14 protein-coding genes, 1 tRNA gene and 1 pseudogene are annotated in these 13,709 nt (G+C 46.4%); 8 read left to right on the plus strand and 8 right to left on the minus strand.

Annotation, left to right across the window (positions count from 1 at the left end):
• Positions 1 to 32: 32 nt before the first annotated feature.
• Positions 33 to 1,145 carry an ATP-binding protein gene (locus DWV53_RS03240; protein ID WP_118151616.1) on the minus strand — a complete coding sequence of 371 codons (1,113 nt, stop codon included), beginning with the start codon at positions 1,143 to 1,145 and terminating at the stop codon, positions 33 to 35.
• Entirely contained in the window at positions 1,146 to 2,102 is a 957-nt protein-coding gene (locus tag DWV53_RS03245; RefSeq protein ID WP_118080863.1) for a methylenetetrahydrofolate reductase, read from the minus strand.
• A gap of 206 nt (positions 2,103 to 2,308) precedes the next feature.
• Between DWV53_RS03245 and xylE the strand changes: the two genes are divergently transcribed.
• Positions 2,309 to 3,760 (plus strand): D-xylose transporter XylE, encoded by a 1,452-nt coding sequence (gene xylE, locus DWV53_RS03255; RefSeq protein WP_117727841.1) that lies wholly within the window; start codon positions 2,309 to 2,311, stop codon positions 3,758 to 3,760.
• Positions 3,761 to 3,847: 87 nt separating this feature from the next.
• On the opposite strand, the pseudogene DWV53_RS03260 reads toward xylE, so the two are convergent.
• Positions 3,848 to 3,952: pseudogene (locus DWV53_RS03260) on the minus strand (DUF4248 domain-containing protein); the annotation flags it as partial.
• A 746-nt stretch (positions 3,953 to 4,698) separates the two neighbouring features.
• Between DWV53_RS03260 and DWV53_RS03265 the strand changes: the two are divergent.
• On the plus strand, positions 4,699 to 5,133 hold the full coding sequence (locus DWV53_RS03265; protein ID WP_259318899.1) for a hypothetical protein: 435 nt from the start codon (positions 4,699 to 4,701) through the stop codon (positions 5,131 to 5,133).
• 378 nt (positions 5,134 to 5,511) lie between these two features.
• Here the strand turns inward: DWV53_RS03265 and DWV53_RS03270 are convergent, their stop codons facing one another.
• Positions 5,512 to 6,156, minus strand: coding sequence for a DUF4840 domain-containing protein (locus tag DWV53_RS03270; protein ID WP_118151620.1), 645 nt, complete (start codon positions 6,154 to 6,156; stop codon positions 5,512 to 5,514).
• A gap of 429 nt (positions 6,157 to 6,585) precedes the next feature.
• Between DWV53_RS03270 and DWV53_RS03275 the strand changes: the two genes are divergently transcribed.
• Positions 6,586 to 7,470, plus strand: coding sequence for a DNA/RNA non-specific endonuclease (locus tag DWV53_RS03275; protein WP_118151622.1), 885 nt, complete (start codon positions 6,586 to 6,588; stop codon positions 7,468 to 7,470).
• A gap of 82 nt (positions 7,471 to 7,552) precedes the next feature.
• Here DWV53_RS03275 and DWV53_RS03280 read toward each other — a convergent pair.
• The 3 genes from DWV53_RS03280 to DWV53_RS03290 all read right to left on the minus strand — a co-directional run bounded on the left by DWV53_RS03280 (position 7,553) and on the right by DWV53_RS03290 (position 9,430).
• Positions 7,553 to 7,625, minus strand: a tRNA-Lys gene (locus DWV53_RS03280).
• 78 nt (positions 7,626 to 7,703) lie between these two features.
• Positions 7,704 to 8,831 (minus strand): AI-2E family transporter, encoded by a 1,128-nt coding sequence (locus DWV53_RS03285; protein ID WP_118151624.1) that lies wholly within the window; start codon positions 8,829 to 8,831, stop codon positions 7,704 to 7,706.
• A 14-nt stretch (positions 8,832 to 8,845) separates the two neighbouring features.
• The gene (locus DWV53_RS03290; RefSeq protein WP_006847860.1) at positions 8,846 to 9,430 is read right to left on the minus strand and encodes a thymidine kinase; all 585 of its coding nucleotides are present in this window, start codon (positions 9,428 to 9,430) and stop codon (positions 8,846 to 8,848) included.
• Positions 9,431 to 9,525: 95 nt separating this feature from the next.
• On the opposite strand from DWV53_RS03290, the gene rsmI reads away from it, so the two are divergent.
• Positions 9,526 to 10,290 carry a 16S rRNA (cytidine(1402)-2'-O)-methyltransferase gene (gene rsmI / locus DWV53_RS03295; protein ID WP_118151625.1) on the plus strand — a complete coding sequence of 255 codons (765 nt, stop codon included), beginning with the start codon at positions 9,526 to 9,528 and terminating at the stop codon, positions 10,288 to 10,290.
• Between the two features lie 70 nt (positions 10,291 to 10,360).
• Positions 10,361 to 11,212, plus strand: coding sequence for a hypothetical protein (locus DWV53_RS03300; protein ID WP_117694072.1), 852 nt, complete (start codon positions 10,361 to 10,363; stop codon positions 11,210 to 11,212).
• On the opposite strand, the gene DWV53_RS03305 is transcribed toward DWV53_RS03300, so the two are convergent.
• Positions 11,213 to 11,659, minus strand: a complete 447-nt coding sequence (locus tag DWV53_RS03305; protein WP_117587405.1) for a nucleoside deaminase — start codon at positions 11,657 to 11,659, stop codon at positions 11,213 to 11,215.
• A 103-nt stretch (positions 11,660 to 11,762) separates the two neighbouring features.
• Here DWV53_RS03305 and DWV53_RS03310 point away from each other — a divergent pair, with 103 nt between their 5' ends.
• The 3 genes from DWV53_RS03310 to pyrH all read left to right on the plus strand — a co-directional run bounded on the left by DWV53_RS03310 (position 11,763) and on the right by pyrH (position 13,689).
• Entirely contained in the window at positions 11,763 to 12,140 is a 378-nt protein-coding gene (locus DWV53_RS03310) for a YraN family protein (protein WP_006847856.1), read from the plus strand.
• A 34-nt stretch (positions 12,141 to 12,174) separates the two neighbouring features.
• Positions 12,175 to 12,912, plus strand: a complete 738-nt coding sequence (locus DWV53_RS03315) for a biotin--[acetyl-CoA-carboxylase] ligase (RefSeq protein WP_118151627.1) — start codon at positions 12,175 to 12,177, stop codon at positions 12,910 to 12,912.
• A 66-nt stretch (positions 12,913 to 12,978) separates the two neighbouring features.
• Positions 12,979 to 13,689 (plus strand): UMP kinase, encoded by a 711-nt coding sequence (gene pyrH, locus DWV53_RS03320; RefSeq protein WP_006847854.1) that lies wholly within the window; start codon positions 12,979 to 12,981, stop codon positions 13,687 to 13,689.
• The last annotated feature ends 20 nt before the right edge of the window (positions 13,690 to 13,709 follow it).

Raw genomic sequence — 13,709 nt, forward strand, 5'->3', positions numbered from 1 at the left:
CTGCCCCGTTATTCATTTGAATTCTTCACTCTTCACTTCCTTAAAAGGAGGACGATGATTTTGAGCGCCATATCGAAGAAAACGATTTTGGCATTGGCATTTTGCGAAATCATGCGCTTGCTGTCTTCGAAGAGGTTGGAGATGTCAATGATGTTTGCTTCGTTGATGAAGCGGGCAAAGTTCTTGGCAAAGTTCTCCTCATCCTGCGTCATGTAGCTCAGTTCCGGATTCCGGAAGTTGTACATGAAACTTTCTCTGAGCATGTGCATGAAGTAGTCGAGCATGCGTTTCTGCTTTTCTCTTCCGAAGGTTGCAATCACATCGGTCCACTTCTTGAGGTCACCTATCTTGCGCATGTAAGCCAGTCGCATCAGCATGATGAACATGTCGAGATGCTGCCGGTTTTCGTTTCCTGCATCCAGTTCTTCGAGTGCGAGGTTCCAGTTGCCGTTGGCGATACGGGCTATGCGGTGTGCCATGTCTGGCTCCAGCGCCCTCCGTTCCGTCAGCGCTTTTTCCATCTCAGCGGTTTCTATCTTCTTGAAATCGATACGCTGCGTACGGCTTCTGATGGTTTCGAGCAGCAGTTCCGGATTCTCGCTAACCAGCAGGAATAGCGTCTGGCGTGGCGGCTCCTCCAGCAGTTTCAGTATCTTGTTGGCACTCTGTATGTTCATACGTTCCGGGAGCCATATCAGACTTATCTTATATCCGCCCTGACTCGACATCATCATCAGTTCGTGAGAGATGGCGTCGGTTTCTTCGGCAGTGATGATAGCCTGTTTGTTATAGTCGGCATCCGTCTTGCCCATCTTCAGCATCCAGTCGCTAATCTGGATGTAGGGACCTTTAGAAAGCAGCAGCTCTCTCCATTCCTTGATGAAGTCGAGGCTCACCGGTTTATGGTCGCTGCCCATATTGGCGGTCTTGATGGTAGGAAAGGTGAAGTGGAGGTCCGGATGTTCCCATTTCCTGAGCATCGGTGAATCGCCCAGAAGATAGCTGGCAAAAGCCAGTGCCATCGCCAGTTTGCCGCAACCCTGCGGGCCGCAGAACATCAGCGCATGGGGCAAACGGTTCTCCTGAACCATCTCCATGAGACGGTTCCATACTTCTTGCTGACCTATAACTTCATTTCTTTGCATTTAAAACAGAATTTTTGCTATTTGCTTGACGCTGTCTACAGCCGATACGGTGAAGAAGTGAACATTGTTGTAACCATGTTCGAAGAGATCTTGCACCTGAGCGGTGGTCCACTCGATACCGAGCTGCTTGGCATCTTCGTCAGTTTTACATTTCAATACCTCCTGTGCGAGTTCTTCAGGAATATCGCAGTGGAAGGTTTTCGGCACTACAGTGAGCTGGCTCAACTTGGCGAAAGGCTTGATGGCAGGAATGATAGGAATGGTTACGCCTATCTGCCGAGCCTTTTCAACGAAAGCATAGAACTTCTCGTTGTCGTAGAAGAGCTGGGTAACGGCATACGCTGCGCCCAACTGTTGTTTCTCCAGGAGATGCTGCATATCCATTTCGAGGTTTGGCGCCTCTTCATGCTTCTCCGGATAGCAGGCTACACCGCAGCAGAACTTGTCGCCCGGGTGCTTGATGGGTGTGCCGTCAAAGAAGAAACCGTCATTAAACTGATTCACCTGCTTCAGGAGGTCGGTGGCATGGGCATGACCGTTCTCGGTTGGTGTAAACTGCCGGTCTTCTTTCGCCTTGTCTCCTCGCAGAACGAGAATGTTGCTGATGCCCAGAAACTGGAGGTCGAGCAGTTCGTACTCGATGTCTTCCTTCGTAGCACCGCTGCAGATAATATGAGGGATGACAGGTATGTCGTACTTATTCTGTATAGCGCCTGCGATGGCAACGGTGCCTGGTCGGCGGCGTACACGCTGGCGAGTGAGGAGACCGTTTTCCAGTTCCTTGTATACATACTCGCTATGGTGCGTTGTGATGTTGATAAAGCGAGGACCAAACTCGCTCAGCGCATCGATGGTACGGAAGAGTGCAGCTGTTCCGTTACCTTTCAGCGGAGGTAAAACCTCGAACGAAAAGCCTCGCTTATCGCCCTGCTGATGTAGAAAATCTGCTATGTTCATATTACCTAAATTCTATGTTTCTTCTTATTTTGGTGCAAATTTACAAAAAAAATAGGGGAAAACCGCATGTTGAACGTAATATTTATAAAGAAAAAACGTATATTATTAGGTGGAGATTGATTTTTGGCATGAAAAAAGAAGATTTCCTGCCGGTAAATGCTACGCTATTCTACAGAAAATTGATTAAAATTTAAACCTAAAAAATAATGGAACAAAAACAAACAGGCTCTAGAGCCTATCTTATTTCAATTGTGATGGTAGCCGTTTTGGGCGGCTTGCTTTTCGGTTATGATACCGCGGTAATCTCGGGAGCCGAGAAGGGTTTGCAGGCATTCTTCATGGGTGCTGAGGATTTCACCTATACCGATTTCTGGCATGGATTCACTTCTTCCAGTGCCTTGATTGGTTGTATCATCGGTTCGGCGCTTTCGGGTGTGATGGCTTCTAACTGGGGCCGTAAGCGTTCGCTGATCTTTGCGGGTGTGATGTTCTTCATCTCTGCATGGGGATCTATGTGTCCTGAGTCTTTGGTGTTGCCAAAGGGCGAACCTAATCTTACGCTTCTCATCGTGTTCAACCTCTATCGTGTGATTGGCGGTATCGGTGTGGGTCTGGCATCTGCTGTATGTCCGATGTATATCGGTGAGATTGCGCCTAGTAACATCCGTGGTATGTTGGTCAGCTGGAACCAGTTTGCCATCATCTTCGGTCAGCTGGTGGTTTATTTCGTCAACTTCTTCATTCTTGGCGATCATATTGCTCCTGCTATCCAGAGTGTGGGCAACGGTATGAACCAGATTCTGAATGGTGGCGAGGCTGCCTGGGCTATTGAAACCGGATGGCGCTATATGTTTGGTTCTGAGATGGTTCCTGCGGGTTTGTTTGCTCTGCTTATCTGCTTTGTTCCTGAGACTCCCCGTTATCTTGCCATGGTTGGTCAGGATGCGAAGGCTGAGCGTATTCTGGCTCGCATCAATGGTGCTGAGGAGGCTAAGAAGATTTTGGATGACATCAAGAATACGGTTACTGAGAAGAAGGAGAAACTGCTTACTTATGGTGTGCTCTGTATCTTCGTAGGTGTGATGCTCTCTGTATTCCAGCAGGCTGTAGGTATCAATGCCGTGCTCTATTATGCTCCTCGCATCTATGAGGCTATGGGCTTTGACAATCCGATGGTATTGACCGTATTCAATGGTATCGTGAACCTCGGTTTCACCTGTGTAGCTATCTTTACGGTTGAGAAGTTGGGACGTAAGCCTTTGCTCATTACCGGTTCTCTGGGCATGGCATTGGGTGCCATCGGTGTAGCCATCACCTTCGGTAATCCTAATCTGCAGTTGCTGTGCATGGTATCCATCATGGTTTATTCAGCATCATTCATGTTCTCTTGGGGCCCAATCTGCTGGGTACTTATCGCCGAGGTATTCCCTAATACGATTCGTGGTGCTGCCGTAGCGATTGCCGTAGCCTTCCAGTGGATTTTCAACTGGATTGTTTCTACCTCTTTCGTTCCGATGGCTAACAGCCTGGGCTATTGGTTCACCTATGGTCTGTATGGTGTTATCTGTATCCTCGCTGCCATCTTTGTATGGAAGCTCGTTCCTGAGACCAAGGGTAAGACGCTGGAGGATATGACCAAGCTTTGGAAGAAAAACTAAGTACTTATTCTGTGAAATATCTAGACCGCCAGGCGTAGAAAGAAACGCCTGGCGGTTTTTCTTTATGCCCCCGGCTTCGCAACGCTTAATCCATACCATGATATGACGGCGCGCTGTCGCCCCGTCGGTTGTGTCGGGAAAGTAGAGCAGACCCAGCTCGGTCTTGCTGTACATACGTTGGGGATAATTCATAAGCTTTATATTTTTTATGTTGCAAAAGTAATGTTTATTTCAGACTTATGCAATTTTTTGAAGAGAAAAAATGCATTTTAATAGCTGATTTGTTGAAAAAAAAATCTTTTTCCTCCCGTATTACGTATAGTGTAATTGATGTAAATGTATATATATAATATACTTGGTATAGTGTAGGGAAGAAAAAATAGCTCCTAACTATCTGATATTCAATATCTTCTATTTTTAGGATTCGCCCTGGTAGTCATTCGGGCATCTCTGAAGGCATATTATTCGCCCTGATGGTACCTATTATTGGCTCTGGTAGTCATTAAAAAAGGTTAATTCGCCCTGATAGTCATTGCCCACCCAAATGAGGTGAAAAAATGATGTACTTCCGTTTACCAACTGAAGCGGTTGCGTCGGGTTAAGGATATGGCTGCACTGGGTTACGCAGACGGCTGGACAAGGTTAAGGATTCGACTGCATCGGGTTAAGGATTCGACAACGTAGGCTAACGGAGTCGTATCCGTCGATTTATCGAGACGTCTTGACTCGCTGACAGAACCATCTGGAGTAGCTGACTGAACCACTTGAATATTCTGCTGCATACTCCGATTTTATTTAACAAGTTAGGGCGCATCCAATCCGGATGCGCCCTTTTTCTTTGTATTCTCTAACTTTTTCCGAAACTTTTCCTAGAAATCTCTTGCAGATATGAAAATAAAACCGTAACTTTGCGCTATAGAATTTTAAAACAGATGGTTATGAAGTACTTAGATCCTAAGGCAGACCTTACGTTCAAGAAGATATTCGGCAATCATCCCGATCGATTGAAAAACCTTCTGAATACCCTTCAGTCACTTAATGAAGATGAACTGATACAACAGCAACAATATCTGCCGACAACAGAAGAACTGGAGATTTCCGGCTTTACAGATGCCGAGCTCCGTGCCTATGACAAGTTTTGGGATTCGGTAAGTGTTGAAAGAACCCTTCTGGATGACAGATATCAGAAAGGAATGGAAGAAGGTATGGAAAAAGGCATGGAGAAAGGCATGGAGAATGGTAGAGTTGAAGGCAAGCATGAGGCCAACACAGAAACAGCACAACGTTTGCTGGCAATGGGACTTTCTGCCGAACAGGTTGCCAAAGCTACCCAGCTACCTTTGGAAATCATTAAGAATCTGAGCAATTCATAAAAAATATAATAGCGGAGATGTAGATTACGAATATCTCCATATAATCAAGGGTCTATACGTCACCTGTTCATCGTGGTATATAGACCCTTGTCGTTTTTTATTCATTTTATCCATCGTATTGAATAAAATCAGTACTTTTTTATTCAATACGAATGATTTTCAGCCATTTTCTCCCGCCATTCGGTAGGAGTACAACCAAAAGCGTTCTTTGTATAAATGCAACAAGGCGCAACCTTCTCACGAAGACTGCGCCTCTAATAGTTTTCTTTTTTGTTTAATTTTTAAGAGAGTATTAACATATATATATTTGTAAGTGTAAGTTTCTTACTTGATATATAAGGATTACTGCTCCTTGTGCAACTTAGCTCTTAGATGGGCTTAGAGTTCCATCTCGAGCATAGCGTAGTAAGCCTGTAGATAACCACCGTAAACGTATGACTTGAGAGCATTTGCCTTAGTCTGACCATCTACGAGCACTCTGCCTGGTGTGATATATACACCGAGCTCCTTCTTGTTGTTGGTCTTCTTTGTGCCGATGTAAGCCAAGCTATAGTTGCTCAAGCCGCTATAGAACTGAATCTGCACCTTCTTGCCATCAGCATTGGTGTAAGTGATGTCTTGAGTAGCAGTGATAAACAACTGCTGAGCAGCCTTGTAAGGCACCAACTTAATCTTTAAGTCCTGTGCAGGCAACTTCTCTACCTCAGCTTTCAGTGTGGCATCGCTGAAGTACTTTGCAAACTTGCTCACCTCTACCTGCCTAACAGTGAGCATACTGTCGCTAGGAGTTACATAGCAATAAGTGGTAACTGAATCCTTGTCAAACTTCTCTGCATCTGTAGTGCCTACGCTGCCAGGGAAGAGGATTCCACCATTGTGCATACCCTGAATCTGGCTGAAGAGAGCCTGAGACTCCTGAGGCGTTGGCCACTGGAAGCCATCGCTGTCGTCTGTATTACAAGAAGTGAATGCGAAAGCTGCAACGAAGGCAGCTACAATTGAGAATAATTTGATTTTTTTCATTTTGCTATTATGTTTTGATTCTTATTGTCTCATATTTCTCAGCCTAAATGTACCCCGATATGGTTGGTCGAGGCTCTTCAGTCCTTGTATAAAACAAGAAAAGGCGGGAAACTTGCATCACTTTTTGTTAATCTCTGTTAATGCTCTTCACTTGTCCATTTCATAGAGCACTTTTGCCAATGTATTGTAACCTTTGACTTTCAGTTCTTAGTTGTTTGAGCTTTTTACTGTGTTATGTCTAGGTTTGTCCTACATAGCGATGCAAAGTTAGTGTTTTATTTTGAAATGCGCAAGAAATTTATGATTTTCTTTCTCTTTTTCGCATAAAAATACTACTTTTGTGGAGATTTTAGGGATTATTCACCTAAAAGCGGAATGAATCGTGTAGACTCTGAGTCTCATGGAAAATGAAATAATGATGAATCTGATATGAAAAAGAAAGTAGGTACATTTAAGATTTGGCTGTTGGCGATTGCCGCAGTAGTGGCGTTTTCTGTCTTGCCGAAGGTTTCTTCGCTGGCAACAGAAGATCAGGCACTTGTTGTAAAGGAGAATAAGCAGGAGGCTGCTGATGCTGCGGGCGATGAATCGTCTGCAGAGAATAAGCAGGAAACTGCTGGAGAGGGTGCGAATCTGGAGGAGCAGGGCCTGGAGATTCCGGTATCTAAGGTTAAGGTATCTGAGACCATCAAGCATCGGTTGGCTTATACGGTATCTTATAATCATGATACGCGACAGCCGAATTGGGTAGCCTGGATGCTGACGGGGGAGCATGCATCTGGTAAGTTGCCGCGCGGTAAGTTTGCTGATGATGAGGAGATGCCGGCACCCGTGGGTACTTTGGCGGATTATTACAACAGTGGTTTGGACAGGGGACACATGTGTCCGGCTGGTGACAACAAATGGAGTCAGCAGGCGATGGATGAATGTTTCCTGATGACCAATATGTGTCCGCAGAACCACAGTCTGAATGCGGGGGTATGGAATACGATAGAGCAGCAGTGCCGCAACTGGGCGAAGCAGTATGGTAAGGTTTATATTGTCTGCGGACCGATATTTCTGAACAAGCAGCATCGCAAGTTGGGCAAGAACAAGGTGGTAGTGCCTGATGCCTTCTTCAAGGTGGTTCTTCATACGGGCAAGAATCCGCAGGCCATCGGCTTTATCTGCCGTAACCAGTCGCAGAAAGGCAGAAAGAAGACGGAATTTGTAAATTCAGTAGATGAAGTGGAGCGTATTACCGGCTATGATTTCTTCCCTCAGCTTCCGGATGATGTTGAGAAGAGGGTAGAGGCTAAGGCTGAAATGTTTTAAAAAGGAATTTCTGCAGTATCCAGTAATAGGATATAACAAAAAAAGGCTTTCCGTAATGGAAAGCCTTTTTCTTGAAGATCTGTGACTCGCATGGGGCTCGAACCCATGACCCCAACATTAAAAGTGTTGTGCTCTACCAGCTGAGCTAGCGAGTCAATCTTCTGCTTTATGTTTCAAAAGCGAGTGCAAAGGTACGGCAAAAATCTGAAATAACCAAATATTTTGCCATATTTTTACTGATTTTCTTCATTTTTATCCGAAATCGGGACATTTTTGCCCGTTTCTTCATGATATTGCGGCTTCTCTTTCGTTACATAGCGCTGCCAGTAGGCTATGATGAGCGTTGTGAGCGGAAGGGCTACAATCAAACCCAGGAAGCCCAGAAGTGCACCCCAAACCGAGAGACTCAAGAGGAGAATGGCTGGGTTCAATCCCATCGCCTTACCCATAATCTTCGGGGTAACTACCATGTCGGTGATGACCTGCACCACACAGAACACCAGAAAAGCCAGACCGAATACCAGCCAGAAGTTCTGACCTGTGTCGGCAGCCTTCAGCATGGCAAGGAATGCCGTAGGGATGAGGGCAAAGGTATGGAGATATGGAACCAGGTCCATGATGCCGATGAGAATACCCAGACCTATCGCCATCGGGAAACCGATGATGGTAAAACCGATGCAGAACATGATGCCCATACAGAGCGCTACCAGTCCCTGACCACGGATATAGTTGTTGAGCTCGCGCTCCACATTCTTCATCAGCGCACTCCAGAACGGACGGTTCTTCTTAGGGAAGATTCTCACCCAGTTGGCTGTCAGCGTCTCATAATCGAGCAGGATGAAGAACATATATAATAAGGTAATCATCGATGCCACGATACTCATCAGTACCGTTGCCGTCTGGCTGACTACCGAGAAGACTTTAGGCATGGTGGTCTTGATGGCATCGCTGAAGTCCTTGCTTTTCAGGAAATGCTCTATCTGTTCCTGGTTAGCCTGCAGCCAGTCTTTGATCAGCGCCGTCAGGTTGTTGGTATGAGTCGTCTGATGCAGCCATCGTGTCAACACCTCACCGAGTTTGTCAAACTGGTCAATCATCGGAGGGATGATGAGCCACAGCACGCCTCCTATAACAGCGATAGCCGTTCCCATGGCGATGAGGATAGACAGCGCACGTATTCTGACGTGGAGTTTGTTTTCGATAAACTTCACGACCGGATAGAGCAGGTAAGCGAAAAACCATGCAATGAAGAATGGCAGCAGTACGCTGCTCAGATAATTGGTCATGTAGAGCACGGCCAGTACGATGAGGGTAACACCCGCCCATCTTATAAATTTATCAAATGTAATCTCCTTTCCCATAACTGTTCCTTTTGTTATAATTTTTCGTTAAGAATCGCCTTCTGGTAGCATTCTCTGCAGAGTGGCTCGTATTCATCTTTCTCGCCCAGAAGCACCCGCTTGTCGTTATTGACCAACCGGTGGCTCACATAGGCAACCGATCCACACTTTACGCAGATGGCATGAACCTTGGTCACCTCGTCGGCGATGGCACAGAGAGCAGGAATCGGACCGAAGGGAACTCCCTTGAAATCCATATCCAGTCCTGCCACGATGACTCTCACGCCACGGTTGGCGAGTTCGTTGCAAACCTCCACGAGCCCATTGTCCAGGAACTGGGCTTCATCGATACCCACCACGTCGATATCAGAAGCCAATAGCAGTATCGATCCAGAGGACTCAATAGGAGTAGACCGGATAGAGTTCTGATCATGGCTCACTACATCTTCCTCGGAGTAACGAGTGTCAAGCGCCGGCTTAAAGATTTCCACCTTCTGCTTGGCGAACTTCGCACGCTTCATTCTTCGGATCAATTCCTCTGTTTTTCCGGAGAACATCGATCCGCACACCACTTCAATTCTTCCGGGACGGTGTGCCTCCCCAATTAGATTTTCTGTCATTTCGGGGGCAAAATTAATAATAAGGTTTTAAAAAATGCAAAGAAACGCAGTTTTTTTTTGCTATGAAAGATTAATTAACTACATTTGCGGTCAGTATGGGCACATTATACATCGTTCCGACTCCAGTTGGTAACATGGAGGACATGACAATGCGAGCCATTCGCATACTGAAAGAAGCGGATTTGGTACTCGCTGAGGACACTCGAACATCGAGTGTTCTGCTGAAGCATTTCGATATCAGAAATCGATTAGTGGCTCACCATAAGTTTAACGAACATGGCACATCTTCTGCCATCGTAGAGCAACTGAAGGGTGGCGAAACCATTGCCTTGATCAGCGATGCCGGAACACCGGGTATCAGCGATCCTGGTTTTTACCTCGCCCGCGAGGCTGCCAAGGCAGGCATCACGGTGCAGACTTTGCCTGGACCTACGGCATGCATACCGGCCATCGTTTCATCGGGTTTGCCATGCGACCGTTTCTGCTTCGAAGGATTCATTCCGCAGAAAAAGGGCAGACAGACCTATCTTGAATCATTGAAGGATGAGGTGCGCACCATGATTTTCTATGAGTCGCCTTATCGTGTGGTGAAAACCTTGCAGCAGTTTGCCGAGGTTTTCGGGGATGACAGACAGGTGAGCTGTTGTCGTGAAATATCCAAACTCCACGAGGAGAGTGTGAGGGGTACGCTTGCTGAGGTTATCGCTCATTTTGAGGAGACAGAACCAAGGGGCGAATTTGTCATCGTATTGGCAGGAAAAGATCCTAAACAGCTCAAGGAGGAGATGAAGGAAAAGAAGCGTGAAGAGCGCCGGCAGAAGAAAAACGGGGCTCGCAGGGATGAAGAAAGTAATGAATAAAGTATAGGAAGCGACGCGTTTTACGCGAAAAGATAATTTTTTAAATCAAACATTAAAAAGGAAAATGATTATGAAAAAGCTATTATTTGCGGCATGTTTAGCTGCTTTTTGTTTGACCAGTTGCAACAACGGCAAGAACAACACCCAGGATTTGGCAAATCAGCAGAATGATTCGCTAAACAGTATCATCGCTCAGAAAGATAGCGAAATTAACGATATGATGGGTACATTGAATGAAATCCAGGATGGTCTGAACCAGATCAGTGAGGCTGAGCACAGAGTAACTCTCCTGAAGAACGGTGAGGGTGCCAGCAAGAGACAGCAGCTCAAGGAGAATGTTCAGTTCATCGCTACACGTATGCAGCAGAACCGCGAACTCCTGGCTAAACTGCAGAAGCAGATGGCTAACAGCTCTTTGCAGGCTGACCAGTTGAAGAAGGCCATCGCAAACCTTCAGGAGCAGATTGCACAGAAGGATAAGGAACTCCAGGTGCTTCGCGAGGAGTTGGACAAGAAGGATATTCATATTGCAGCGCTCGACGAGACTATCAACAATCTGAATACCAAGACCTCTCGTCTTACTACTGAAAGCAGTCAGAAGACAGAGACAATCAATGCACAGGACAAGCAGCTCAACACTGCCTGGTATGTATTCGGTACCAAGAAGGAGTTGAAGGAGCAGCATATCATGGAAGGTGGTAAGGTAATGACCGGTAATTTCAACAAGAGTTATTTCACCAAGGTTGATATCCGCAACATTTCTGAAATCAAGTTGATGTCAAAGTCTGCTAAGTTGCTCACTACCCACCCATCCAGCTCTTATGCATTGGTACGTGATGCCAACAAGCAGTATACACTCCGCATCACCAATCCACAGATTTTCTGGAGCACCAGCAAGTATCTTGTAGTGCTCGTTAAGTAATTATCTCTTTCTCTGAAAGAAATCCTGCATGAGTGCGCGGCACTCATCTTCCAATACGCCCGATGTAACTGTCGTCTTAGGATGCAGTGCATCGGGCGCATATTTTGTATACCCCCTTTTCTCGTCGCTGGCACCATATACCACGCGGCTGATCTGTGCCCATCCCAGCGCTCCGGCGCACATCACGCAGGGTTCTACCGTAACGTAGAGGGTACAGTCTTTCAGGTATTTTCCTCCCAGCATGTTGGCTCCCGAAGTGATGGCCTGCATTTCGGCATGAGCCGTAACATCGGTCAGCATCTCCGTAAGATTGTGGGCACGCGATATGATCCGGTCTTTACAAACGATGATGGCGCCTACCGGAATCTCGTCTTCATCGAATGCCGCCTGAGCCTCCATCAGGGCACGGCGCATGTATGCTTCGTCTTTATTCTTAATATCTTCCATTGTTTTTCGTGCAAAATTACATAAAAAAGTTTGAAGTGTGGACTTTTTTTGTTATTTTTGCAAGGTAAAAGCATCTTTTGATGCAAAATAAAGAAAATAGACTATGGCAGAGCATAATGAATTAGGCAAATGGGGAGAAGACGAGGCTACGCTCTATCTCGAGAATGAAGGCTATGTCGTCATCGACAGAGACTGGAAAGCCGGCAAGCGGGATCTGGATATCCTTGCCGTTTCGCCGGATGGTAAGACGCTGGTTGTGGTAGAAGTAAAGACCCGTTCGGGTGAAGAATACCAGCAGCCCGAGGAAGCCGTAGATGTCAGGAAGATGCGTAATCTGGCAATAGCCGCCAATACTTACGTCAAGGAACAGAAGGTGGAAAAAGAACTTCGCTTTGATATTGTTACCGTGGTAGGGGTAGGGCATCAGGTGAAACGCATCGAGCATCTTGTGGATGCCTTCAACCCGTTGCTGATTGGATAACCCGTTGTGATTCGCTATACATTATTATATAGACATGGAAAAGAAGATTATACGATTAAAGGAAGTGGATTCCACGAATGCCTTCCTGAAGAATTTGGATACTTACGATGAAGATGCGCTGACCATTGCTGTTGCTGACTATCAGACAGCAGGCAGGGGACAGGGCGTGCATACCTGGGAGAGTGAGCCGGGCAAGAACCTCCTCTTCAGTATGATGATGTGTCCTAAGTGGGTACCTTTGCGCCAGCAGTTCCTCCTTTCCGAGGCTGGTGCGCTCGCCGTGAAGGACGCTCTTGATTCCTATACGGACGGCATTACGCTGAAATGGCCGAATGATGTGTACTGGTATGACAAGAAAATCAGTGGTACGCTGATAGAGACTGCCATCGACTCCAAGGGCATCAAGCGCTGCATCTTCGGTATCGGCATTGATGTCAATCAGACTGAGTTCCACAGCGATGCGCCCAACCCTGTATCTCTGGCGCAGATTCTGGGTCATGAGGTGGATAGGGAAGAGGTGCTGCAGAAGGTGATTGAGGCTTTCTGCAAATACTATGAACTTCTGCGTCGTGCCGACTATATGGATGTGTCGGGCATCTATCATCTTTCTCTCTACCGTCGCAAGGGCTATCACTGGTATGAGGATAAGGACGGTAAGTTCGAGGGCGCCTTCGTAGAGGTGGAGGACGATGGTCATCTCATCCTTCATGACAAGAAGGGAGTAATCCGCTCGTATGCCTTCGGAGAAATCAAGTTTATAGTTAATAGTTAATAGTTAATAGTTTATAGGAGGCTACGCCCTGTAAACTGTTAACTGTAAATTGTAAATTAAAATAAAATGGCAAAGTTTAAAAGAATTCTTTTGAAATTGAGCGGCGAGAGTCTGATGGGCAAGCAGAGCTTCGGCATCGACCCAGAGCGCCTGAGTGATTATGCTAAGCAGATAAAGGAGGTCCATGAGATGGGCGTTCAGATAGGCATTGTGATTGGTGGTGGTAACATCTTCCGCGGTTTGAGCGGAAGCCAGAAGGGTTTCGACCGTGTCAAGGGCGACCAGATGGGTATGTGTGCTACCGTTATCAATTCCCTGGCATTGAGTAGCGCACTCGGAGCCTTGGGCGTTAAGAACAAGGTGCTTACTGCCATCCGCATGGAGCCTATCGGCGAATTCTACACCAAATGGAAGGCGATTGAGGCAATGGAGGCAGGCTATATCTGCATCTTCTCTGCAGGTACAGGTAGTCCATACTTCACTACCGATACCGGTTCTTCTCTCCGTGGTATCGAAATCGAGGCTGACGTGATGCTCAAGGGTACCCGTGTAGACGGCATCTATACTGCTGATCCTGAGAAGGATCCTACAGCAACCAAGTTCAAGGATATTACCTATGATGAGATTTATACCAAGGGCTTGAAGGTAATGGATTTGACAGCTACCACCATGTGTAAGGAAAACAACCTTCCTATCTACGTGTTCAATATGGATGTTGTAGGTAACCTCAAGAAGGTGATGGATGGTGAGGAGATTGGTACGCTCGTACACAACTAATCATCTCTCTCAACAGGAAG

Source organism: Segatella copri, from assembly GCF_003465495.1.
In the GTDB taxonomy this organism is placed as follows: domain Bacteria; phylum Bacteroidota; class Bacteroidia; order Bacteroidales; family Bacteroidaceae; genus Prevotella; species Prevotella copri_G.

Coding starts and splice junctions, on each gene's coding strand:
- DWV53_RS03265 (WP_259318899.1), top strand. CDS start 4,699: ATGAAGTACTTAGATCCTAAGGCAGACCTTACGTTCAAGAAGATATTC.
- DWV53_RS03245 (WP_118080863.1), bottom strand. CDS start 2,102: ATGAACATAGCAGATTTTCTACATCAGCAGGGCGATAAGCGAGGCTTT.
- pyrH (WP_006847854.1), top strand. CDS start 12,979: ATGGCAAAGTTTAAAAGAATTCTTTTGAAATTGAGCGGCGAGAGTCTG.
- DWV53_RS03285 (WP_118151624.1), bottom strand. CDS start 8,831: ATGGGAAAGGAGATTACATTTGATAAATTTATAAGATGGGCGGGTGTT.
- DWV53_RS03305 (WP_117587405.1), bottom strand. CDS start 11,659: ATGGAAGATATTAAGAATAAAGACGAAGCATACATGCGCCGTGCCCTG.
- DWV53_RS03315 (WP_118151627.1), top strand. CDS start 12,175: ATGGAAAAGAAGATTATACGATTAAAGGAAGTGGATTCCACGAATGCC.
- DWV53_RS03240 (WP_118151616.1), bottom strand. CDS start 1,145: ATGCAAAGAAATGAAGTTATAGGTCAGCAAGAAGTATGGAACCGTCTC.
- DWV53_RS03310 (WP_006847856.1), top strand. CDS start 11,763: ATGGCAGAGCATAATGAATTAGGCAAATGGGGAGAAGACGAGGCTACG.
- DWV53_RS03300 (WP_117694072.1), top strand. CDS start 10,361: ATGAAAAAGCTATTATTTGCGGCATGTTTAGCTGCTTTTTGTTTGACC.
- rsmI (WP_118151625.1), top strand. CDS start 9,526: ATGGGCACATTATACATCGTTCCGACTCCAGTTGGTAACATGGAGGAC.
- DWV53_RS03275 (WP_118151622.1), top strand. CDS start 6,586: ATGAAAAAGAAAGTAGGTACATTTAAGATTTGGCTGTTGGCGATTGCC.
- DWV53_RS03290 (WP_006847860.1), bottom strand. CDS start 9,430: ATGACAGAAAATCTAATTGGGGAGGCACACCGTCCCGGAAGAATTGAA.
- xylE (WP_117727841.1), top strand. CDS start 2,309: ATGGAACAAAAACAAACAGGCTCTAGAGCCTATCTTATTTCAATTGTG.
- DWV53_RS03270 (WP_118151620.1), bottom strand. CDS start 6,156: ATGAAAAAAATCAAATTATTCTCAATTGTAGCTGCCTTCGTTGCAGCT.